22 protein-coding genes, 1 rRNA gene and 1 riboswitch are annotated in these 22,501 nt (G+C 70.2%); of the genes, 8 read left to right on the top strand and 15 right to left on the bottom strand.

Going from position 1 to position 22,501, the window contains the following annotated elements; all coding sequences use genetic code 11:
- Positions 1-83: 83 nt before the first annotated feature.
- Entirely contained in the window at positions 84-659 is a 576-nt protein-coding gene (locus ACWCQS_RS39305) for a hypothetical protein (RefSeq protein ID WP_451008935.1), read from the top strand.
- 304 nt (positions 660-963) lie between these two features.
- Positions 964-2,919, top strand: a complete 1,956-nt coding sequence (locus tag ACWCQS_RS39300; protein WP_451008934.1) for an APC family permease — start codon at positions 964-966, stop codon at positions 2,917-2,919.
- Positions 2,920-2,960: 41 nt separating this feature from the next.
- Here the strand turns inward: ACWCQS_RS39300 and ACWCQS_RS39295 are convergent, their stop codons facing one another.
- Positions 2,961-3,542 carry a DUF1707 SHOCT-like domain-containing protein gene (locus ACWCQS_RS39295; protein WP_451008933.1) on the bottom strand — a complete coding sequence of 194 codons (582 nt, stop codon included), beginning with the start codon at positions 3,540-3,542 and terminating at the stop codon, positions 2,961-2,963.
- Between the two features lie 125 nt (positions 3,543-3,667).
- Here ACWCQS_RS39295 and ACWCQS_RS39290 point away from each other — a divergent pair, with 125 nt between their 5' ends.
- Positions 3,668-4,063, top strand: a complete 396-nt coding sequence (locus ACWCQS_RS39290; RefSeq protein ID WP_451008932.1) for a TOBE domain-containing protein — start codon at positions 3,668-3,670, stop codon at positions 4,061-4,063.
- A gap of 18 nt (positions 4,064-4,081) precedes the next feature.
- Here the strand turns inward: ACWCQS_RS39290 and ACWCQS_RS39285 are convergent, their stop codons facing one another.
- A complete protein-coding gene (locus ACWCQS_RS39285; protein WP_451008931.1) occupies positions 4,082-4,333 on the bottom strand; it encodes a PucR family transcriptional regulator in 252 nt (83 codons plus the stop codon).
- Positions 4,334-4,493: 160 nt separating this feature from the next.
- Positions 4,494-4,982 (bottom strand): molybdopterin-dependent oxidoreductase, encoded by a 489-nt coding sequence (locus tag ACWCQS_RS39280; protein WP_451008930.1) that lies wholly within the window; start codon positions 4,980-4,982, stop codon positions 4,494-4,496.
- 206 nt (positions 4,983-5,188) lie between these two features.
- Between ACWCQS_RS39280 and modA the strand changes: the two genes are divergently transcribed.
- The 4 genes from modA to ACWCQS_RS39260 are packed head-to-tail and all read left to right on the top strand — an operon-like array spanning position 5,189 to position 8,442.
- Positions 5,189-6,010 carry a molybdate ABC transporter substrate-binding protein gene (gene modA / locus ACWCQS_RS39275; protein WP_451008929.1) on the top strand — a complete coding sequence of 274 codons (822 nt, stop codon included), beginning with the start codon at positions 5,189-5,191 and terminating at the stop codon, positions 6,008-6,010.
- Positions 6,007-6,867: a molybdate ABC transporter permease subunit gene (modB, locus tag ACWCQS_RS39270; RefSeq protein WP_451008928.1), complete on the top strand. Its 861-nt coding sequence runs from the start codon at positions 6,007-6,009 to the stop codon at positions 6,865-6,867. The genes modA and modB overlap by 4 nt, the downstream gene beginning before the upstream one ends.
- A 41-nt stretch (positions 6,868-6,908) precedes the next feature.
- Positions 6,909-7,994 (top strand): ABC transporter ATP-binding protein, encoded by a 1,086-nt coding sequence (locus tag ACWCQS_RS39265; protein ID WP_451008927.1) that lies wholly within the window; start codon positions 6,909-6,911, stop codon positions 7,992-7,994.
- Between the two features lie 28 nt (positions 7,995-8,022).
- On the top strand, positions 8,023-8,442 hold the full coding sequence (locus ACWCQS_RS39260) for a TOBE domain-containing protein (protein ID WP_451008926.1): 420 nt from the start codon (positions 8,023-8,025) through the stop codon (positions 8,440-8,442).
- A 74-nt stretch (positions 8,443-8,516) separates the two neighbouring features.
- Here ACWCQS_RS39260 and gcvP read toward each other — a convergent pair whose 3' ends face one another.
- Entirely contained in the window at positions 8,517-11,402 is a 2,886-nt protein-coding gene (gcvP, locus tag ACWCQS_RS39255) for an aminomethyl-transferring glycine dehydrogenase (protein ID WP_451008925.1), read from the bottom strand.
- A 168-nt stretch (positions 11,403-11,570) separates the two neighbouring features.
- Positions 11,571-11,665: riboswitch (glycine riboswitch) on the bottom strand.
- A gap of 119 nt (positions 11,666-11,784) precedes the next feature.
- Between gcvP and ACWCQS_RS39250 the strand changes: the two genes are divergently transcribed.
- Positions 11,785-12,156 (top strand): PRC-barrel domain-containing protein, encoded by a 372-nt coding sequence (locus ACWCQS_RS39250; protein WP_388632405.1) that lies wholly within the window; start codon positions 11,785-11,787, stop codon positions 12,154-12,156.
- Here the strand turns inward: ACWCQS_RS39250 and ACWCQS_RS39245 are convergent.
- From ACWCQS_RS39245 to rrf, 11 genes are all read right to left on the bottom strand, one after another.
- The gene (locus tag ACWCQS_RS39245; RefSeq protein ID WP_451008924.1) at positions 12,078-13,493 is read right to left on the bottom strand and encodes a DNA polymerase IV; all 1,416 of its coding nucleotides are present in this window, start codon (positions 13,491-13,493) and stop codon (positions 12,078-12,080) included. The genes ACWCQS_RS39250 and ACWCQS_RS39245 overlap by 79 nt on opposite strands.
- 67 nt (positions 13,494-13,560) lie before the next feature.
- Positions 13,561-14,244, bottom strand: a complete 684-nt coding sequence (locus ACWCQS_RS39240; protein WP_388632400.1) for a MerR family transcriptional regulator — start codon at positions 14,242-14,244, stop codon at positions 13,561-13,563.
- Positions 14,245-14,472: 228 nt separating this feature from the next.
- Positions 14,473-14,946, bottom strand: coding sequence for a bifunctional nuclease family protein (locus ACWCQS_RS39235; RefSeq protein WP_053666762.1), 474 nt, complete (start codon positions 14,944-14,946; stop codon positions 14,473-14,475).
- An 84-nt stretch (positions 14,947-15,030) separates the two neighbouring features.
- Positions 15,031-15,768, bottom strand: a complete 738-nt coding sequence (ftsR, locus tag ACWCQS_RS39230; RefSeq protein ID WP_451008923.1) for a transcriptional regulator FtsR — start codon at positions 15,766-15,768, stop codon at positions 15,031-15,033.
- 44 nt (positions 15,769-15,812) lie between these two features.
- Positions 15,813-16,349 (bottom strand): FHA domain-containing protein, encoded by a 537-nt coding sequence (locus ACWCQS_RS39225; protein ID WP_450985471.1) that lies wholly within the window; start codon positions 16,347-16,349, stop codon positions 15,813-15,815.
- 481 nt (positions 16,350-16,830) lie between these two features.
- The gene (locus tag ACWCQS_RS39220) at positions 16,831-17,679 is read right to left on the bottom strand and encodes a DUF881 domain-containing protein (RefSeq protein ID WP_451008922.1); all 849 of its coding nucleotides are present in this window, start codon (positions 17,677-17,679) and stop codon (positions 16,831-16,833) included.
- A gap of 5 nt (positions 17,680-17,684) precedes the next feature.
- Entirely contained in the window at positions 17,685-18,017 is a 333-nt protein-coding gene (locus tag ACWCQS_RS39215) for a small basic family protein (RefSeq protein ID WP_003988855.1), read from the bottom strand.
- The gene (locus ACWCQS_RS39210) at positions 18,014-18,922 is read right to left on the bottom strand and encodes a DUF881 domain-containing protein (RefSeq protein WP_451008921.1); all 909 of its coding nucleotides are present in this window, start codon (positions 18,920-18,922) and stop codon (positions 18,014-18,016) included. Before ACWCQS_RS39210 ends, ACWCQS_RS39215 begins: the two co-directional genes overlap by 4 nt.
- Before the next feature lie 156 nt (positions 18,923-19,078).
- The gene (locus ACWCQS_RS39205) at positions 19,079-21,574 is read right to left on the bottom strand and encodes a sugar phosphate nucleotidyltransferase (protein ID WP_388632389.1); all 2,496 of its coding nucleotides are present in this window, start codon (positions 21,572-21,574) and stop codon (positions 19,079-19,081) included.
- Between the two features lie 116 nt (positions 21,575-21,690).
- Positions 21,691-22,299 carry a CDP-alcohol phosphatidyltransferase family protein gene (locus ACWCQS_RS39200; RefSeq protein ID WP_228616882.1) on the bottom strand — a complete coding sequence of 203 codons (609 nt, stop codon included), beginning with the start codon at positions 22,297-22,299 and terminating at the stop codon, positions 21,691-21,693.
- Between the two features lie 107 nt (positions 22,300-22,406).
- A 5S ribosomal RNA gene (gene rrf, locus ACWCQS_RS39195) occupies positions 22,407-22,501 on the bottom strand; the annotation flags it as partial.

The following is a 22,501-nucleotide window of genomic DNA, read 5'->3' as shown; positions in this document are numbered from 1 at the left end:
ACGGCCCGCCTGCCGTCAGAGCACGGTCAAGGAGTTGCTGCGGCCGTGCTCCGGCGGGACCAGGACTGTCTACCGTCTCAGGCATGAGGCACCGCGACGACACTCACACCCGGCTCACGGGCTCGTACCCGACCGGCACCGCCGGCACGGCGTACGACCGTGCCTGGGCAGCGGATGTGTGTGCGTCGCTCCGGTGCGCGGCCGTGCTGCTCGGGTTGCTGCTCCTCATCGACCGGGCGGCCGGCACCCTCACCTGGTGGCGCGGCGCCCTGTGGGCGGGCGTCGCCCTGTTCCTGTTCCTCGCCCTGTTCCTGTTCCTCGTGCTGCCCCCGGCGTCGGTCTCGGCCGGTGCGGGTTGGCCTGCCGCGCGCCGTCCGCTGCGCACCCGCCGCGTCCGCACCGATCTGCTTGTCGCGGTGCGCCCGCTGGACGGCGTCGCGCGGCGCCTGGTCCTGCGCGACGCCCTCGGCAACCGGGCCGAGATCGACCCCGAGGTCCTGATCCGCAACCCGGACCTGTGGCATCTGCTCGACGCGGGCGCCCGGGTGTCCGAGGCCGCCGGCACCCTCCTGTGCGGCCCGACCGCCCTGCGCGGCCTCGCCCGCCGCCTCGACCGGGAGACGGCCCGGGCGGTGTTCCGGGCCTCCGGCATGGAATGAGGCGGTGCGTCCAAGGCTCTGCGACCCGACCATCGGTGGCACTTCACGGCTCCCGGGACCATGACACTCGGTGGCCGCCTCCGGCTCCGCACCATGGGCGGTCGACCGGGCGGCCGTGCTCCCGGCGAACCTCTCCGGCCTCCCCTTCTTGATGGAGCTCTGCCGCTCCCGCGCCATTCTTAACGCAAGATTGACGCCCGCCCACCCCGGATCCGTGGGCCCAGGCGTCACTCTCTGCATACGCTGGTGCCCGCCGTCCGCGTGATGGCCGGAAACAAGCTGAGCCGCACACAGGAGCCCACTGATGGCCACGACCGAGCACCCCCCTCCCAGTCGCTTGCGCAACTGGATGCTGGAGGGGCTCTCCGACATGGGCAAGCACGGCGGCCACACCGGGCCTCACGCCGAGCCGGAACCCCCGCACAAGGGCCAGCGCTGGTGGCGCGTCATGTGCCTGACCGGTGTCGACTACTTCTCCACCCTCGGCTACCAGCCGGGCATCGCGGCGCTCGCGGCGGGACTGCTGGGGCCGATCGCGACCATCGTCCTCGTCATCGTCACCCTGGCCGGCGCGCTTCCGGTGTACCGCCGGGTCGCCGAGGAGAGCCCGCACGGCGAGGGTTCGATCGCCATGCTGGAGCGGCTGCTGTCCTTCTGGCAGGGCAAGCTCTTCGTGCTCACGCTGCTGGGCTTCGCCGCCACCGACTTCCTGATCACCATCACCCTGTCGGCCGCCGACGCCTCCACCCACCTGATCGAGAACCCGCATCTGGCCAGCGCCCTGCACGGACAGCAGATGCTGATCACTCTGATCCTGGTGGCGCTGCTGGGCGCGGTGTTCCTCAAGGGCTTCCTGGAGGCGATCGGCGTCGCGACGGCGTTGGTCGGTGTCTACCTCGCGCTGAACGTCGTCGTCGTGATCGTCGGCCTCTACCATGTGGTCACCGCGGGGCATGTGATCACCGACTGGTCCAGTGCGCTGACCGCGCAGCACGGCAACATCTTCGTGATGATCGGCCTGGCCCTGATCGTCTTCCCCAAACTCGCGCTCGGCCTGTCCGGCTTCGAGACCGGCGTCGCCGTCATGCCGCACGTCCAGGGCGACCCGGACGACACCGAGGAGAAGCCGACCGGCCGGATCCGGGACACGAAGAAGCTGCTGACCACGGCTGCGCTGATCATGAGCGCCTTCCTGATCGCGTCCAGCTTCATCACCACGCTGCTCATCCCGGCGAACGAGTTCAAGACCGGCGGCCAGGCCAACGGGCGCGCGCTCGCCTACCTCGCGCACGAGTACCTCGGCGGCGCCTTCGGCACGGTCTACGACATCTCGACCATCGCGATCCTGTGGTTCGCCGGCGCCTCCGCGATGGCCGGCCTGCTGAACCTGATGCCGCGCTATCTGCCCCGCTACGGCATGGCCCCGCACTGGGCCCGCGCCGTGCGCCCGATGGTCATCGTCTTCACGCTCATCGCCTTCCTGGTCACCTGGCTGTTCGACGCCAACGTCGACGCGCAGGGGGGCGCCTACGCCACCGGTGTGCTGGTGCTCATCAGCTCGGCGGCGATCGCGGTGACCATCGCCGCCCGCAAGGCGGGGCAGCGCAAGTGGACCATCGGGTTCGCCGTGATCTCCGCCGTGTTCCTCTACACGACCGTGGTGAACGTCATCGAGCGCCCGGACGGTGTGAAGATCGGCGCCTGCTTCATCGTCGGCATCATCCTGGTCTCGCTGCTGTCCCGGCTCGCCCGTGCCTTCGAACTGCGCGTGACCAGCCTGACTCTGGACCCGATGGCGGAACGCTTCATCCGGGACATGGCCAGCCGGAAGATACGCTTCATCGCGAACGAGCCCGGCCATCGCGACAAGGCCGAGTACCGCGACAAGGTCGAGCAGATCCGGGCCGACAACGACATGCCGGAGCAGGAGGACTTCGTCTTCGTCGAGGTCACGGTCACCGACCCCTCCGAGTTCGAGGCGGGCCTGACCGTGCGCGGCGAGGTCCTGCACGACCGCTACCGCGTGCTGACCCTGGAGTCCTCCTCGATCCCCAACGCTCTCGCCGCGCTCCTCCTCCATGCGCGCGACATGACGGGCTGCACCCCGCACATCTACTTCGAGTGGACCGAGGGCAATCCCTTCGCCAACTTCCTCCGCTTCTTCCTCTTCGGCCAGGGCGAGGTCGCCCCGGTCACCCGCGAGGTCCTGCGCGAGGCCGAACCGAACCGGGAACGCCGGCCGCGGGTGCACACCGGCTGAGACCGGGCGGCCCCGACGGCGGCAGAAGGCGGCGGGGCGGTCTACCTGCCGAACCAGCGCCGGGGCGGCCGCACCTCCAGACACCCCAGGCTGAGCCGGCCGTGTATCTCCACGCGGAGCACGGCCTGCTCCCCGGGATCGCCGGCGGACCGCACCTTGGTCTTGCCGTAGCCGATCACCAGCGCGTCGGCGTCCACGACGACACCGGGCCGGGTGATCAGCCGCAGGGTGCCGCCGCGCATGCCGACGTCGATGCGGAGGGTTTCATGCGTGATCTCCGCGCTGGAGAAGTCGAGGGTCACGTCTCCCCAGGCCGACGCGATCTCCATGCGGCGCGGCACCGCCCAGCCGCCCGCGCGCACGGCCGATGCGCCCTGCTGCTCGATCCGCACGACGTCCTTGGCCGGTGCGGCGCAGGCCACGTGCGGCAGATCGGCGGTGAGCGCCGCCAGCTCGCCGAGCGTGCGCGCGGACAGGGCGGCCGCCACGCGCTCGTCCAGCTCCTCGGCCGTGATCCGGCCGTCGCCCGCGGCGCACGTCAGGACGTCCACCACCCGGTCCCGGTCCGCGTGCGAGGCACGCAGCCGGGACGGCATCTCCGTGTGCAGCAGCTCGGCCGCCATAGCTTCACCCCGATTCAGCACGTCCCCGTCGGGGGCCGTCGTCCCAGACTAACGCTATATCGCGTTATACCCAACGGCCAACCCCATGTCCACGGTTCCCCCCGCGTGGCCCTATCGTGACCGCCATGCAGTCCTACACGATCGGCCAGGCGGCACGGCTGCTCGGCGTCAGCCCGGACACCGCCCGTCGCTGGGCCGACGCGGGCCGGGTGGCGACCCATCGCGACGAGTCCGGGCGCCGGCTCATCGACGGCAGGGATCTCGCCGCGTTCTCGGTCGAGCTGGCCAAGGCCGGCGCCGGCGAAGAGGACACCTCTTACACCTCCGTGCGCAACGCCTTCCCCGGCATCGTCACGGCGATCAAGCTCGGTGACGTCGCGGCCCAGGTGGAGATCCAGGCGGGCCCACACCGGCTGGTGTCGCTGCTGACCCGGGAGGCCGTCGAGGAACTGGGCCTGGAGGTCGGCATGGAAGCCACCGCGCGGGTGAAGTCCACCAACGTGCACATCGACCGCGTCTGACCCGCCACACGGCTGCCGTCACCGGCACACCAACGCCGCCCACAGGTCGAGCCGGTCCCGCAGCCGGGACAGATCGCGCCCGGTGAGCCGCTCGATGCGCTCCACCCGGTAGTGCACGGCGTTGACGTGCAGATGCAGCGCCTGCGCCGCACGTACCCAGGAGCCGTCGCAGGCCAGGAAGGTCTCCAGGGTGCTCAGCAGCACGGCGGTGGCGGGCCGGTCGGCCTTCAGCAACGGACCGAGGACCGCACGGCTGAAGGCGGCTCGCACATCGGCCGGCACCCCCGTGAGCAGGGCGTCGAGGGTGGTGAGGAACCGGCGTCGGTGAGGCGGGAGGCGTCGGGCGCGGTGGCGCGGGTCGAGGCGAGGGCGTAACGCGCCCGCGCCGGCGCGCCGCCGAGCCCCTCGGGCGCCGCCGCGGGCGTGCGGTTCACCGAGGTGCCGCTGCTGCGTGACCGGGTGTGGCGGGCGCTGGAGCGGCACAGCGGTAGCCGCCGTCCACCCGGATCGCCGTGATCCCGCTGATGTGCCGGGCCCCGCACCGGTCCTGTGGGAGCACCAGTTGGGGCCCGGCCGCGTCCAGCGGGGTGTCGTCGATGCGCACGCCCAGCAGGACGGGCGCGTCCGCGAAGTCGGGGTCGATCTCGGCCCAGGACAGCAGGGCGTGGTGGCCGTCCGTCCCGGTGACGGCGATGAGGAAGCGGAGCCGGTCCTTGCGGCGCGCCGGGTCGAAGCCGGGCCCCGCGTCGGCGAGCACGTCGTACAGGCGCGGGCCGGCGAACCGGTGGTGCTGGATGCCACTGGTCGCGCACTCGAAGCTGACGTCCACCCGGTGCTGCGGCCAGCGGAGCAGGTCCGGCACGGTCAGGCGGGCGGGGCGGGCCAGATCGCCGGTCAGGGCGAGTTCCGCGAGCGTCACCTGCGACCACCTCCCGAAGCACGGTACCCGCCTCGGCGCACCGTGCAAACGCACATGCAAGCTGCAAGTCACAAGTTCGCAGCTCATGCGATGAGACAGGAGACTTACGGCTGGCAGATGCGGCAGTATCATCGCCGCACGGCCGGTCCTTCCGGCCGTGCCAGGGCGCGACAGTCGTTCCACAGAACCTGAGGAGTAGATCCGTGATGACCCGTTCCGTGCGCCGGACCCGGCGGATGCTGCAGCTGGCCGGTGCGGGAGCCGCCGCCCTGATGGCACTCAGCGCCTGCTCCTCGTCCTCGGACTCGTCCAACGCGAAGTCGGACACATCGAACTCCGCGTCCCCGAAGCTGTCCGGCGACGTCACCGTGTTCGCCGCCGCCTCCCTGAAGGAGAGCTTCACGACCCTGGGCAAGGAGTTCGAGCAGCAGCACCCGGGCACCAAGGTCAGCTTCAACTTCGGCGGCAGCGACACCCTCGCAGCGAGCATCACCGGCGGTGCGCCGGCGGACGTCTTCGCCGCCGCCAGCCCCAAGACCATGGCGATCGTGACGGCCAAGAAGGACGCGGTCGGCACCCCGGCCACCTTCGTGCGCAACCAGCTGGAGATCGCCACCTTGCCGGGCAACCCGAGCAAGGTGTCCTCCCTGAAGGACCTCACCAAGTCCGGTCTGAAGGTCGTGCTGTGCGACAAGACCGTGCCGTGCGGCGCCGCCGCGCAGAAGGCCCTGGACGCCGCCAAGCTCAAGCTCACCCCGGTCTCCTACGAGCAGGACGTCAAGTCCGCTCTCAACAAGGTGGAGCTGAAGGAGGCCGACGCGGCGGTCGTCTACAAGACCGATGTGAAGTCCGCGGGTGGCAAGGTGCAGGGCGTGGAGTTCCCCGAGTCCGCCGAGGCGATCAACGCCTACCCGATCGTCCTGCTGAAGAACGCGCCGAACGCCCAGGCGGCCAAGGCGTTCATCGCCCTGGTGCAGTCCGCCGAGGGCCAGAAGGTGCTCAGCGAGGCAGGGTTCCTCAAGCCGTGACCCCGCTCCACCAGCCCGACGCCGCGACCGGTCCCCGCACGGACCGGCCGCGGCGTCGCCGCGTCGGCACGGGGGGCCGGCGCGGGGTGCCGTTGCCGCTGCTGCTGCCGGGCCTGCTGGCGCTGGCGTTCCTGCTGGTGCCGCTGGTCGCGCTGATCATCCGCGCGCCCTGGCGCAGCCTGCCGGACCAGCTGTCCAGCACGGAGGTGTGGCAGGCGCTCCAGCTGTCGCTGGTCAGCGCCACAGCGGCAACGGCCGTGAGTCTCGTCCTGGGGGTGCCGCTGGCCTGGCTGCTGGCCCGTACGGAGTTTCCCGGCCGGGGCCTCGTACGGGCCCTGGTGACACTGCCCCTCGTGCTGCCACCGGTGGTCGGCGGTGTGGCGCTGCTGCTGGCCCTCGGCCGCAACGGCGTGATCGGCAAGTCGCTGGACGCCTGGTTCGGGATCACGCTGCCGTTCACCACCACCGGGGTCGTGATCGCGGAGGCGTTCGTCGCGATGCCGTTCCTGGTCATCAGCGTCGAGGGCACCCTGCGCGCGGCCGACCCGCGCTTCGAGGAGGCGGCGAGCACGCTCGGGGCGTCCCGCTTCACCGCGTTCCGCCGGGTCACCCTGCCGCTGATCGCGCCCGGCATCGCGGCCGGCGCGGTCCTGGCCTGGGCGCGTGCGCTCGGCGAGTTCGGCGCGACGATCACCTTCGCGGGCAACTTCCCCGGCCGCACCCAGACCATGCCCCTCGCGGTCTACCTGGCCCTGCAGAACGACCCCGACGCCGCGATCGCCCTCAGCCTGGTCCTGCTGGCGGTGTCGATCGCGGTGCTGGCGGGGTTGCGGGACCGCTGGCTGACGGGAGCGTGAGCGTGGCAGCCGACCCGGGGCGTGTGCCAACGTACAGACCCATGACCGACATCGACGCCCCCGAAGCCGACCTCCGGACGGTGGGCAAGGAGGGACTCGACGCCCGGCTCGTCGTGGACCGCGGCTCCTTCGAACTCGACGTGGCCCTGACCGCCGCCCCCGGAGACGTCCTCGCCCTCCTCGGCCCCAACGGCGCCGGCAAGACCACCGCCCTGCGCGCCCTCGCCGGTCTCACCCCTCTGACCGACGGCCATCTCCGCCTGGACGGCACCGCGCTGGAGCACACTCCCCCGGATTCCCGCCCGGTCGGCGTCGTCTTCCAGGACTATCTGCTCTTCCCCCACCTCTCCGCCCTGGACAACGTCGCCTTCGGCCCCCGCTGCCGGGGCGCGAGCAAAGCGGAGGCCCGCGCACAGGCCGCGGCCTGGCTGGAGCGCATGGGCCTGGCCGACCACGCGAGCGCCAAGCCGCGCCGCCTGTCCGGCGGTCAGGCCCAGCGCGTGGCCCTGGCCCGCGCCCTGGCCACCCGCCCCCGGCTGCTGCTCCTGGACGAACCACTCGCCGCGCTGGACGCCCGCACCCGCCTGGAGGTCCGCGCCCAACTCCGCCGCCACCTGGCCGAGTTCGAGGCCGTGGCCGTACTCGTCACGCACGACCCGCTGGACGCCATGGTGCTCGCCGACCGGCTGGTCGTCATAGAGCACGGCCGCGTCGTCCAGGAGGGCGGCCCCGCCGACATCGCCCGCCATCCGCGCACCGACTACATCGCCCAGCTCGTCGGCCTCAACCTCTACCGAGGCCGGGCGGACGGGCACACCGTACGACTCGACGCGGGCCCGTCGATCACTACCACCGAGAAGCTGTCCGGCCCGGCGTTTGTGGCGTTCCCGCCGTCCGCCGTCACCCTCTTCCGGGACCGGCCCACCGGCGCCAGCGCCCGTAACCTCTGGCGCTGCGAGGTGGCCGGCCTGGAGACGCACGGCGACCAGATCCGCGCCGACCTCGCCGGCGAACTCGCGCTCGCCGCCGATATCACCACGGTCGCCGCCGCCGAGCTCGATCTGCATCCGGGCGCTGCCGTCTGGGCGACGGTCAAAGCGGCGCAGACGCACGCATACCCGGCCTGAACGGGTGGGCGCTCTACCGTGAGTGCCCATGACCCTGAGCATCCGCAACCAGCTCCCCGGCACCGTCACCGCCGTCCACCCGGGCGAGGCCATGGCCACCGTCGAACTCCGTCTGGACGGCGGCCAGCACCTCATGGCGGCCATCACCAAGGAGTCCGCCGAGGACCTCTCCCTCGCCCCTGGCTCGCCCGTCCGCGCTCTGGTGAAGTCGACCGAGGTTTCCCTGGCCACCCAGCGGGTGACGGGCCTGTCGATCCGCAACCAGCTTCCCGGCGCGGTCACCGGCCTCACCACCGGCACCGTCATGGCCACCGTCAAGATCACCGTCGACGGCGGTGAACTGACCGCGGCGATCACCAAGGACGCGGTGGCCGATCTCGGGCTCTTCGTGGGCTCGGACGTGGTCGCCCTGATCAAGGCGACCGAGGTGTCCCTGGCGACGGCATGACACGGCGAGGGCCCCGCCCGGAATCCGGACGGGGCCCTGTGGCACCGCTTGCTCAGTCCTCGTACTCGACGGCGTCAGTCCTCGTACGCGTCCAGCGGCGGGCAGGAGCACACCAGGTTGCGGTCGCCGAAGGCCTGGTCGATACGACGGACCGGCGGCCAGTACTTGTCGGCGGCCGAGACACCGGCCGGGAAGACGGCCTCCTCACGGCTGTAGGCGTGCGTCCACTCACCGCCGAGCGCGGCGGCGGTGTGCGGGGCGCCCCGCAGCGGGTTGTCCTCCGCCGGCCACTCGCCCGCGCCGACCTTCTCGATCTCCGCGCGGATGGCGATCAGCGCGTCGCAGAACCGGTCCAGCTCGGCGATGTCCTCGGACTCCGTCGGCTCGATCATCAGAGTGCCGGCCACCGGGAAGGACATGGTCGGCGCGTGGAAGCCGTAGTCGATCAGGCGCTTGGCCACGTCGTCCACGCTCACGCCGGTCGCCTTGGTCAGCGGACGCAGGTCGATGATGCATTCGTGCGCGACCAGGTTGCCGGGGCCGGTGTAGAGCACCGGGTAGTGCGGCTCCAGGCGCTTGGCGATGTAGTTCGCCGACAGCACGGCCACCTGCGTGGCGCGCTTGAGGCCCTCGCCGCCCATCAGACGGACGTACGCCCAGGAGATGGGCAGGATGCCGGCGGAACCCCAGGGGGCGGCCGAGATCGGGCCGACGCCCGTCTCCGGGCCCGCGGCGGGCTGCATCGGGTGGTTCGGCAGGTACGGCGCCAGGTGCGAGCGGACCGCGACCGGGCCGACACCGGGACCGCCGCCGCCGTGCGGGATGCAGAAGGTCTTGTGCAGGTTCAGGTGGGAGACGTCACCGCCGAAGTGGCCCGGCTTGGCGAGGCCGACCAGGGCGTTGAGGTTGGCGCCGTCGACGTAGACCTGGCCGCCGGCCTCGTGGACCCGGGCGCAGATGTCCGCGACGTGCTCCTCGAACACACCGTGCGTCGACGGGTAGGTGATCATCAGCACCGCCAGCTCGTCGCGGTACTGCTCGATCTTGGCGCGCAGGTCCTCGACGTCGATCTCGCCGTCCTCGGCGGTCTTGACGACGACGACCTTCATGCCGGCCATCACGGCGCTGGCGGCGTTGGTGCCGTGCGCGGAGGACGGGATCAGGCAGACGGTGCGCTGCTCGTCACCGCGCGCGCGGTGGTAGCCGCGCACGGCGAGCAGACCGGCCAGCTCGCCCTGGGAACCGGCGTTCGGCTGGAGGGAGACCTTGTCGTAGCCGGTGACCTCGGCGAGACGTTCCTCCAGCTCGCGGATGAGCGTGAGGTAGCCCTCGGCCTGCTCGGCCGGGGCGAAGGGGTGCAGCTGGCCGAACTCGGGCCAGGTGACCGGCTCCATCTCCGTGGTCGCGTTGAGCTTCATGGTGCAGGAGCCCAGCGGGATCATGCCGCGGTCGAGCGCGTAGTCGCGGTCGGCCAGCCTGCGCAGGTAGCGCAGCATCGCGGTCTCGGAGCGGTGCTGGTGGAAGACCGGGTGGGTGAGGAAGGCGTCGGTGCGCAGCAGCGCCTCGGGGAGGGTGTCCTCGGCGGTCGCGTCCAGCGCCTCGATGTCGCCCTCGACGCCGAAGGCGGACCACACGGCGGCGACCTGAGCCCGCTTGGTCGTCTCGTCGCAGGCGATCGAGACGTGGTCGGCGTCGGCCAGGTGCAGGTTGACGCCGTGGTCCCGGGCGGCGGCGACGATCTCGGCGGCCTTGCCGGGCACGCGCGCGGTGAGGGTGTCGAAGAAGGCGCCGTGCACGATCTCGACGCCGCCGGCCTTCAGTCCCTCGGCGAGGATCGTGGCGTAGCGGTGGGTGCGGCGGGCGATGGTCTGCAAGCCCTCCGGACCGTGGTAGACGGCGTACATGCCGGCCATCACGGCGAGCAGCACCTGCGCGGTGCAGATGTTGCTGGTGGCCTTCTCACGGCGGATGTGCTGCTCACGGGTCTGCAGCGCGAGCCGGTACGCCTTGTTCCCGTCGGCGTCGACGGAGACACCGACCAGCCGGCCGGGCAGGCTGCGCGCGAACTTCTCGTGCACGGCCATGTAGCCGGCGTGCGGACCGCCGAAGCCCATCGGCACACCGAAGCGCTGGGTGGTGCCGACGGCGATGTCCGCGCCGAGCTCGCCCGGCGAGGTCAGCAGGGTCAGCGCGAGCAGGTCGGCGGCGACGGTGACGAGCGCGCCCAGCTCGTGGGCCTGGTCGATGACCGGCTTGATGTCGCGTACGGCACCGGAGGCGCCCGGATACTGGATCAGCACGCCGTTTATCTCGCGCGCGGCGATGTCGGCCGGGATGCCGTCGCCGAGGTCGGCGACGACGACCTCGACACCGGTCGGCTCGGCGCGGGTCTGGATGACGGCGATGGTCTGCGGCAGCGCGTCCGCGTCGACCAGGAACAGGCCCTTCTTGTTCTTGCCCATGCGCCGGGACAGCGCCATGGCCTCGGCGGCGGCGGTGCCCTCGTCCAGCAGGGAGGCGCCCGAGGTGGGCAGCCCGGTGAGGTCGGCGACCATCGTCTGGAAGTTCAGCAGGGCCTCGAGGCGGCCCTGGGAGATCTCCGGCTGGTACGGCGTGTAGGCCGTGTACCAGGCCGGGTTCTCCATGACGTTGCGCAGGATGACGGGCGGGGTGAACGTCCCGTAGTAGCCCAGCCCGATCATGGAGTCGAGGACCTGGTTGCGGTCGGCCAGCGAGCGCAGCTCGGCGAGCACCTCGGCCTCGGTGCGGGCGCCCGGCAGGTCGAGGGCGTCGGCGTTCTTGATCACATCCGGCACCGCCGCGGCGGTGAGCTCGTCCAGCGAGCCGTAGCCGACCTGCGCGAGCATCTTGGCCCGCGCCTCCTGGTCGGGCCCGATGTGGCGCTGCTCGAACGGGATGCCCGCTTCGAGCTCCGGGAGCGGAATGCGATGGGCGGTCATTGCGGAGGCCTCCTGGTCTGACGCGACCTTCGAAGGGCACCACGGTGCGGGTGCCCCGACGGCCTCCCCCTCTGTCATCTCAACCTGAGAGCTTCACCGGGTATGTCCCGGCTTTCACCGTCGGTGAGAGCGGGAGCCGTCGACGCCCGCCCTGCTTTCCAGAGTGACCTCGTCCGTGCGGTACGTGAGCCTGAGAGATTCCGGGGAGGATTTGCTCCTTCGGCGCCTCCGAGGTGGTCGGAGGACTCTCCCGCACGGTGTCAGCAGCCGCTGTCAGCCTACCAGCGAGGTCAACAACGAGGCCCTCGAGTGGCCGCCTCCCTGAATGTGCTCTTTCGTAGTGCTTACGGATGAGTTGCGACCACGTGGAGGGAGAGGGACCGTGCAGACCGACATCGATCCGCGCAACCTGATCGGCCGCAAGGCGTTCGACCGCAATGGCACCAAGATCGGGACCATCGACGAGGTGTACCTCGACGACGCGACCGGAGTGCCCGAGTGGGCGGCGATACGCACCGGCCTGTTCTCCCGAGACGCCTTCGTCCCCCTGGAACCGAGCGAACTGATCGAAGGCTCCCTGCACGTCCCCTTCGACCGCGCCCTGATCAAGGACGCCCCCGACTTCGGCGTGGGCCGCCATCTCTCCCCCGAGCAGGAACTCCAGCTCTACCACCACTACGGTCTGGACGTGGCATCACCTCCCTCGGCCCCGGACCACGACTTCGGCAAGCTGGCGGGGTCGGAGGAAACCTGATCGGAGGCCTCCGCGACCAACGGCAGCGGCTCGGCGGGCTCCAGCGCAGGATCACCGACAAGGAACGTCCGCACCCTCCCCGGAAGGGACTGCGGCGTCTCGAACCGCACGGTGACCCGCCCCAGCCCACTCCCCTGCACCCACCCGTGCCCGTGCTCGGCGTGCCTTACGTCCTGTCCCGCACGCCAGTGCCTCTCGACGGGCTCCGGCCGCTCCACGACAACCTCGGCCCCGGCCTCCTCCGGCGTCTCCGCCGCCGGCGAGGGCATCGCCTGCGCGAACAGGTCCTCCTGGGTGTAGTCGGCGAGCCCGGAGACACCCACGCCCAGCAGCCGTACCCCACCCGTCGTGTCCACGGAGTCCAGGAGCCGCGCGGCCGCCTCCCGCACGACCGCCTGATCGTCCGTGGGCCCTCTGAGCGTCTCGGAGCGGGTCAGGGTCGAGAAGTCGTACCTGCGCACCTTCAGCACGATCGTCCGCCCCGACAGCCCGGCTCCGCGCAGCCGCCCCACACACCGGTCGGCCAGCCGCTGCACCTCCAGCCCGATCCGCAGCCGGTCGTGGATGTCCACGTCGTAGGTGTCCTCGACCGACACGGACTTCGCCTCACGCTCGGCCACCACGGGCCGCTCGTCATGGGCCAGGGCCATGGCGTACAGCGCCTGCCCGTGTGCCTTGCCCAGCAGCCGCACCAGCTCGTCCTCGCCCGCCTCGGCCAGCTCCTCGACCGTGGTGATCCCGGCCCGGCGCAGATGGTCCCCGGTCGCGGGCCCGACCCCCGGCAGGGTCCGCACCGGCATCGGCCCCAGCAGCGCCCGCTCGGATCCCGGCTCGATGAGCACCAGGCCGTCCGGCTTGGCCTGCTCAGAGGCGATCTTGGCGAGCATCTTGGAGGCGGCGAGCCCCACCGATCCGGTCAGCCCGGTGACCGCCCGGATGTCCGCGCGCAGCTTGATCCCGACCAGCCGCGCCGACTCCTCGTCCCAGGCTCTCCCCCCGGCCTCCAGATCCACGAACGCCTCGTCCAGGCTGAGCGGCTCCACCAGCGGCGACAGCTCCCGCAGCAGCGCCATCACCTGCTCGCTGATCGACCGGTACACGGTGAAGCGCGGCACCAGATACGCGGCGTTGGGGGCCAGCCTGCGCGCCTGCGCCATGGGCATCGCCGAGTGGACCCCGTAGGCGCGTGCCTCGTACGACGCGGTGGCCACCACCCCGCGCGGCCCGAGCCCGCCCACGACGACCGCCTTCCCGCGCAGGCTCGGCTTGGATGCCTGCTCCACCGAGGCGTAGAAGGCATCCATGTCGAGATGCAGGATCGTGGGCGCGTTTCTCACATCTCCGATGCTGCACCACGGCACTGACAACGCCGTGGCACCGGGAGACGGCTGCGGCGCCTGGCGCTCAGACCGCCCGGTTGCGGCGCCGCGCCAGCTCGTCCGCGGGGTTGTGCCCGACCAGCGTCTCGCCGGTGTCGATGCGCTCACCGTGCAGCTGGGAGAGCGCGCTTTCCACGTCCCGCCACACCACGCCGACGGCGATCCCGAAGATGCCCTGACCGCCCTGGAGCAGGGCGTGGACCTCGTCCGGCGAGGTGCACTCGTACACCGTGGCGCCATCGCTCATCAGGGTCATCCGCTCCAGGTCACGGAAACCGCGTTCCCTGAGGTGCTGCACGGCCGTGCGGATGTTCTGCAGCGAGACCCCGGTGTCGAGGAAGCGCTTGACGATCTTCAGGACGACGACGTCGCGGAAGCTGTACAGCCGCTGTGTCCCCGATCCGTACGCGGGCCGCACGCTCGGCTCGACCAGGCCGGTGCGCGCCCAGTAGTCCAGCTGCCGGTAGGTGATGCCCGCGGCCGCGCAGGCCGTGGGCCCGCGGTAGCCGATCTGTTCCGCCGCCATGGACGCCGCCCCTCCGCCGTTCGGCACCACCGTCGGCCGCTGCGGAGCGTGAGCGACCGCGCTGCTCGGTTGGGGGTACCCCCTGTTCGAACGCAGCTGAGAGCTAGGGGGAGGGTACGGACCGCTCTCCCCGAACCCGCGTCCGGGGGCACCCCCAGCCGTACCGTCGCCGCTGGTTCTCACGCCGACCTCCGTCCTTGACCTGCCTTCACGACGGTAGGCAGTCACCAGGGGTGCGTCAACGATCGCCACACTCGGCACGCCGAGTGATAATCACCCTAGGAGTGGTTTCCCGTGTCCCACCGCGGGGAAAGGCTAGCCGAATGCGTTCGGGGGAGGCCGTAGGACGCTCTCAATGGCCGGTGGCAATTGCCCGCACAGGGGGCGCCGACGCTCACCGGCCGTTCGATCTCACTGGCTGCTGGTGCCGAAGTCCTCGGGCGAGATCTGGTCGAGGAACTCGCGGAACTTCTCCACCTCGTCCTCCTGCTCGTCCGGAATGGCGATGCCGGCGTCGTCCAGCACCGCGTCACTGCCGTAGATCGGCGTTCCGGTGCGCAGGGCCAGCGCTATGGCATCGGAGGGGCGGGCGCTGACCTCGACGCCGCTGGCGAAGACCAGCTCCGCGTAGAAAACACCTTCACGCAGATCGGTGATGCGTACTTCGGTCAGCTCCTGGCCGACCGCCTCCAGCACGTCCTTGAACAGGTCGTGGGTCAGCGGCCTGGCGGGGGCCATGCCCTGCTGGGCGAACGCGATCGCCGTCGCCTCCCCCGGCCCGATCCAGATGGGGAGGTAACGGTCGCCTCCCACTTCGCGCAGGAGCACGATCGGTTGGTTGGAGGGCATTTCGACCCGGACACCTACGACATCGAGCTCGTTCACACAGCAACCCTAGGCCGTGCTCGGGACGTTTGGGTAGTCGGGCCGGGAACAGGTGGCCGATCCGGCCGATCACTGCCCCCCTGTTCAGGGCAGCCGCACCCCGAGAGCGGTCTGCACCAGTGCCGCGTGCAGCTTCACCGTGAGTGCCGCCAGCTCCTTCGCCCGAGCCTCGGCATGGGCCCTCGTCTGCGGGTTGCGGTGGCGCCTGAGGGGGGCCACCACCTGGTCGACCAGACCGGCCTCGCGGTCGGCGGCCGCCTTCATCACCCGAAGGTGGCGCGGCTCGATCCCGAACCGGCCCAGTTCGGCCACGAGAGAGGCCACGGTGACCGCCTCGGCGTCGTACGCCCCGTCCGCCAGCGGAGCGATGAGCCCGTACGACTCCCACTCCTTGAGGTCGCCCTCGTCGATCTCCGCGGCCGCCAGCAGCTCGGCCCTGCCGATCCGGGCCACCGTGGGCACCGCGGCCGGCTCCGCAACCTCCTCACCAGGGCGCTGACGACCCACGACGGGCAGCTGGACGGCCTCGCCCCGCTCCATGGCGTCCAAGTGCTCGCGGATCACCTTGAGCGGCAGATAGTGGTCCCGCTGCATCCGCAGCACATGCGCCAGGCGCTCGACGTCCCCGGCGCTGAACTTGCGGTACCCCGAAGGGGTCCGCTGTGGCTCGATGAGCCCCTCCGACTCCAGGAAACGGATCTTGGAGATGGTGACTTCGGGGAACTCGTCGCGCAGCGCGTTCAGCACCGTGCCGATGCTCATCAGCCCACTGTCCCTGGCGGCGGTACCGCTTCCGGCACCGCCGCTCGGTGTTTGAAGCATGGACCTTCCCTGGGGGTCCCCCCGGACACCGGTCCGGGGGCGGGTCAGATGCCCTGCCGGCTCGCGTAGAACACCAGCCGGTACTTGCCGATCTGCACCTCGTCACCGTTCGACAGAGCGACCTGGTCGATCCGCTCGCGGTTGACGTACGTGCCGTTCAGACTGCCCACGTCGGCCACGGTGAACGAGCCGTCCGGGGAGCGCCGGAACTCCACGTGCCGACGCGAGACCGTGACGTCGTCCAGGAAGATGTCGCTCTGCGGATGGCGGCCGGCCGTGGTCAGGTCGCTGTCCAGCAGGAAGCGGCTGCCCGAGTTCGGCCCCCGGCGCACCACCAGCAGCGCCGAGCCCATCGGCAGCGCGTCCACCGCGGCCTGCGCCTCGGGCGACAGCATCGGCATCTGCGTCTGGCCGGTGACCTCGGCGTCGTAGGCTTCGAGACCGGAGATCGAGATCGTGGACGTCGTCTCGGAGGCACGCTCCGGCGCCACTCCAGGGCGCAGCGGCGCGCCACAGTTGGAACAGAAGCGGGCGTTCTCCGCGTTGCGGTTACCGCACCTCGTACACACCAGGACCGACATGGACGGATCCTCCTGCGGCTGCCCCGCCGGGGCGTTGGACGCGTACGGACCGGGGGCGAACCCTCCACCCGCACCTGAGGTTGACGGTTGCCCGAAACCTATGCCGCCGGACTGGGCAGGGTCAACCGACGCCCCGCTCTGACCTCCGGAAATGTCACCGCCCGGACCAGCGACCTGGTCCCGGAACAGCGGGCGCTGGCCCTCCGCGTCGGGCTGTGCGCGATGACGAGCGGTCGCGTTGTCGCTGCCCTCTCGCGCGCTCTTGCGGAACAACTTCGCAAACAACTTCACGGGCGATTCCCCTTGACCGAAACAGACCCGCCCGTGGGGCAGGACGAACCCTGATTGCCTTCACCGGCCGAGCCGGACATTCTCACAACGTCCGTATCCACCAGACAGTTTCCACCACGCACCACCCCTTCGGTGCGCCGACCCCCCGCAACCTCATGCCCCTGCCGGACGTCCCCCATGCACCGCCGGTTCACTGGGAGGACGACCGAGCGTAGTCAGGCCGCTTCGCCTGTCGCAAGGCGTCCACGACGATCTTGCCCGACTGCTGGACCGTCACCGTGGCCTGCTCCTTCTCCAGCGTCTGCACCACGCCTCCCGGAATGTTCAGCGCCGGCTCCAGGTCCTGCGGCTTGCCGATGACCTTGAAACGATAGGGGGCGTTGATCTTGTTCCCGTCGACGCCGATGCTGTTGCCGGAGTCCGTGAAGTAGGTGCCTGCGACCACCCGGACCCCGTTGACCTGGATCGCCTCCGCACCGGCCGCGCGCAGCTCCTGGATCGCGTCGAGCAGCATGTCCGCCTTGACCGTCCCCTTCGTGTCCTCGATCGTCATCGTGATGCCGGGACCCTGCGCCGCCACGGTGCCCGCCAGGATGCCGAGTTGCCTCTCCTTCTCGGCTGTCTGCTTGCGAGCCTCCGCCGCCTGGTCGGAGCTGCTCTGCAGTTCCTGGCGCTGCTTTTCGAGTCCCTGCTTCTCGTCCTCAAGACGCTGAGTGCGCGAATCCAGTTCATCGAGAATGCGAACAAGATCTTCCTGACGGGCGCCGCGCAGCGCGCTGTCGGTGTCGCTGTTGGACGCCACCTGCACCGCCAGGCCGAAGCCGAGGCCGAACAGCAGCAGGGCGACAATGAGTTGGGCCCGGGTGAAACGCGGCGGCCACAGTCCCTTGACCAGCCGCTGCCGGCCGGTCAGCGGCCGCTCCCCCGTCTGCTCCGGCGCCGGCTCCGGTGCCCGCGCGGGCACCTCCTCGGGCAGTTCCTTGCGCAGGCGGTTCTCCGGCTGCTCCGGCTGCTCGTTCCGTTCGTTCTGCTCGCTCATCGGTGTCACGCCCGGAACACGTGCCGCCGGATCGCCGCGGCGTTGGAGAAGATCCGGATGCCGAGGACGACCACGACACCCGTGGACAGCTGCGCACCCACGCCCAACTTGTCGCCGAGGAACACGATCAGCGCGGCGACGACCACGTTCGACAGGAACGACACCACGAAGACCTTGTCGTCGAAGATCCCGTCGAGCATGGCCCGCAGACCGCCGAAGACGGCGTCCAGCGCCGCGACGACGGCGATCGGCAGATAAGGCTCGACGACCGCCGGAACCTCGGGCCGGACCAACAGGCCGGCCACGACTCCCACGACGAGGCCCAGTACGGCGATCACGATGTGCCCTTCTCAGTCTTCTCGGTGCTCGGCTGTGCTGTGCGTACGATCACACTCGGTGCGGCGGGCAACCGTATGTCACCCTCCGTGGAGATGGTGGTGCGGATGCCGAAGTTCTGCTCCAGGGCGTGCAGATACAGACCGTCCGCGCTGTTCTGGAACCCGGTGTTCAACCGTTCCCCGTCCCCCACCGCCAGCACCGTGTACGGCGGCACCAGCGGTCTGTTGTCGACCAGTATCGCGTCCCCCGCGGCCCTGATCGCGGACAGGGCGGTCAGCCGCTGCCCGTTGATGGAGATGGCCTCGGCGCCGGACTCCCACAGCCCGTTCACCACGCGCTGCATGTCCCGGTCCCGGACCCGGCCGGTGTCGGAGAATCCGGAGGTCTCCCGCGGGTTGGTGCCGTCACCGCCGGTGCTGGCCTCCTTGGCGTCGTCCACGACTAGCTTGACGCCCGGACCGTGGACCGCCGTGGCCCCCGACAGCACGCCCACCAGGTCCGCCTGGGCACTGCCGCCGCTCGACTTCAGCGCCGCCCGCTGGCGCGCGCCGACGTCGTCCCGGAGCCGGTCGACCGTGCCCTCCAGCTTGTCCGCGCTCGCGGTCTCGCTGTCGATGCGGTCGATCAGCTCCTGTCGCTCCTTGGCCACCACGGGCGCCGCTGCCCGCGTCTGCGCCGCCCCGACGGTCACGACCAGCGCCGCGAGGACCAGGCCGGCCGCAAGGCCGAGCTTCGCCCTGAGGGTCCTGGGCAGGCCGCCCTCGCCCTGGGACTTCTTGCGGGCGGCGGCCTCGGCATACCCGTCGTCGAGACTGTGGTCCATGACGTTGGTGATCAACGACATGGAGGCGTCCGGGCGCTGCGCCCGCGTGGGGCTGCTCCGAACGGGGGGTTGCTGCGGCATGCCGCACATCGTCGCATGTCGCGCGGAGTACCTCCGAATGGCCCCACCGGCGTGCCGGACAGGCCCCCTTGGGGGACACTTGTCCGGCACGCGCGCGTGCGTGGGTTTTGCCGCGCGGTGGCAGGTACTCCCACCGCCCGGTCTCACCGTCCGTCCTTACCTCCCGGCGCTGTCCACTACGGCCGACCACTCGTCCAGCAGGGCCTGCGCCGAGGCGTCGTCTGGTCCCTCGGCCCACAGATGGGTGACGGCCTCGGCCGGGTCGGGCAGCACCATCACCCAGCGCCCATCCGTCTCCACGACCCGCACACCATCCGTCGTGTCGACAAAGCGATCCCCTGCGGCCTCGACCACCCGCCGCATGACCAGACCCTTGACGGCCCACGGCGTGGCCAGGTCCCGCTTGAGGACATGCGCCCGCGGGATCCGCGCGTCGATCTGGCTCAGCGTGAGCTGGGTGCGCGCCACCAGCCCGATCAGCCGTACGAAGGCCGCCGTGCCGTCGTAGACGCTGCTGAACTCGGGGACGATGAACCCGCCCTTGCCGTCACCGCCGAAGATGGTGCCCTCCTCGCCGCCGACGCGCGTGAGGTCGTCGGGCGAGGTGGTGGTCCACTCGACCTGGGTGCCGTGATAGGCGGCCACCTGCTCGGCGATCCGGGTCGTGGTCACCGGCAGTGCCACCCGGCCGCTGCGCCGCTCCGCGGCCACCAGGTCCAGCATCACCAGCAGCGCGCGGTCGTCCTCGATGATCCGGCCCTTCTCGTCGACGAGCGACAGCCGCTCGCCCACGGGGTCGAACCGGACACCGAACGCGGCCCCCGAGGACGCGACTATCTCGCCCAGCCGCACCAGCCCCTTGCGCCGCATCTCCTCCGTCTCCGTGGGCCGGGACTCGTCAAGACCGGGGTTGATGGTCAGGGAGTCCACCCCGAGCTTGCCGAGCAGGCTGGGCAGCACCAGACCGGCGCTGCCGTTGGAGGCGTCGACGACGACCTTCAGGCCGGATTCGGCGATCCCGGTCGTGTCGACGTTCCGCAGCAGCGATCCGGTGTAGGAGTCGAAGACGCTCGCCGGGAAGTACAGGTCGCCGATCTCTCCGGGGAACGCCCGCCGGTACTCCTGCCGCGCGAAGACCCGGTCCAGCTTGCGCTGGCTGCCCTGCGACAGGTCGGCGCCGTTGCCGTCGAAGAACATGATGTCGACCGAGTCCGGCACTCCCGGCGAGGTCCGGATCATGATGCCGCCGGCGCTGCCGCGCGCGGTCTGCTGCCGGGCCACGGGCAGCGGTACGTTCTCCAGGTCGCGCACGTCGATCGCGCTGGCCTGCAGGGCGGAGATGACCGCCCGCTTGAGCGCTCGGGCGCCTCGGGAGTGGTCGCGGGCCGTGGTGACCGTGGAGCCCTTCTTGAGGGTGGTCGCGTAGGCGCCTGCCAGCCGCACGGCGAGTTCCGGCGTGATCTCGACGTTCAGGATGCCGGACACACCCCGGGCGCCGAACAGATGGGCCTGCCCTCTGGACTCCCAGATAACGGACGTGTTGACGAAGGCACCGGCCTCGATGGTCTTGAACGGGTAGACCCGGACGTTGCCCTGAACGATCGATTCCTCGCCGATCAGGCACTCGTCACCGATGACCGCCCCGTCCTCGATCCGCGCGGCACGCATGATGTCGGTGTTCTTGCCGACGACACAGCCGCGCAGATTGCTGTGCTGCCCGACGTACACGTTGTCGTGCACGACTGCCTTGTGCAGAAAGGCGCCGCTCTTGACGACGACGTTCGAGCCGACGACGGTGTGCTCCCGGATCTCGGCGCCGGCCTCGACCTTCGCGTAGTCGCCGATGTACAGCGGCCCCCGGAGCACGGCATCGGGATGCACCTCGGCACCCTCGGCCACCCAGACACCCGGAGAGATCTCGAAGCCGTCGATGTCGACGTTGACCTTGCCCTCCAGCACATCGGCCTGGGCCTTCACATAGCTCTCGTGGGTGCCGACGTCCTCCCAGTAGCCCTCGGCGACAAAGCCGTAGATCGGCTTGCCTTCCTTCATCAGCTGCGGGAAAACGTCACCGGACCAGTCGACCGGAACATCGGGTTCGACGTAGTTGAATACCTCGGGCTCCATGACATAGATGCCCGTGTTGACCGTGTCGGAGAAGACTTGCCCCCAGGTCGGCTTCTCCAGGAAACGCTCGACCTTGCCTTCCTCGTCGACGATGGTGATGCCGAACTCCAGCGGATTGGGCACCCGGGTCAGACAGACCGTGACCAGCGCGCCCTTCTCCTTGTGGAAATTGATCAGCTCCGTGAGGTCGAAGTCGGTCAGGGCATCACCGGAGATGACGAGGAAGGCATCGTCCTTCAACGCCTCTTCGGCGTTCTTGACGCTTCCGGCGGTACCGAGTGGCTTCTCCTCATTGGCATAGGTGAGCTCCATCCCGAGCTCTTCGCCGTCACCGAAGTAGTTCTTGACGAGCGATGCCAGGAACTGCACAGTGACGACGGTCTCGGTGAGCCCGTGCCTTTTGAGCAGCCGTAGCACATGCTCCATGATCGGGCGGTTGGCCACAGGCAGGAGCGGCTTGGGCATGCTAGAGGTCATGGGGCGCAGGCGGGTGCCTTCGCCCCCGGCCATCACGACGGCCTTCATGTCGGAAGCGTCCTCCTCACAAGAGACGACGGTCTAGCCGACTTCACCCGTCCAGATTGTCCCGCACTTTTCCACCGCGGGCCATCGTGGCGTAACGTCCGGGACAATCGCCGAGCTCAATCGGCCATGGCGTCCGCCCGAACCAAACGGCGGACCTGTACCACGTAGAGCACTCCTGCCCACCAGTAGAGCGTTGTACCCCATCCGGCGAACGCCCATCCGAAAACAGCGGCCAGTGACGCGATCCAACCGCTGCCATCGCTAAGGAGCAACAACGGGAAGGCGTACATCAAGTTGAAGGTGGCTGCCTTCCCGAGGAAGTTCACCTGGGGCGGCGGATACCCGTGCCGGCGGAGGATGCCCACCATCACCAGAAGCATCAGCTCTCTCGCGAGCAGGAGGGCGGTCAGCCAGAGCGGGAGGATCTCCCGCCAGGTGAGACCGACCAGCGTGGAAAGGACATAGAGTCGGTCGGCGGCGGGATCGAGCAGCCGGCCGAGGCTGCTGATCTGATTCCAGCGCCGGGCGAGCTTGCCGTCCAGGTAGTCACTGATCCCGCTGAAGGCCAGCACGAGGAGGGCCCAGCCGTCGCTCTTGGGACCCCCGAACTCGGGCCTGAGGATCAGCCACAGGAAGACGGGTACGCCGACGAGCCGGGCCATGCTGAGGATGTTGGGGATGGTGAGGACACGGTCCGTCTGGACACGCGTCTCCTGGACCTCCACCCGGGGGCCTCCTGTGCGAAACGAGCCAACGATGCCCCCTGACCTTACCTCAACGCAAAAAAGCTCCGGCCCCTGGGCAGTGCCCAAGAGCCGGAGCTGTAAAAGGAGTTCGGCGGCGTCCTACTCTCCCACAGGGTCCCCCCTGCAGTACCATCGGCGCTGTGAGGCTTAGCTTCCGGGTTCGGAATGTAACCGGGCGTTT

This window comes from Streptomyces sp. NPDC002076, assembly GCF_053593835.1.
Note: the sequence above shows the minus strand (reverse complement) of the source record. Positions and strands in the feature narration are given on the sequence as shown.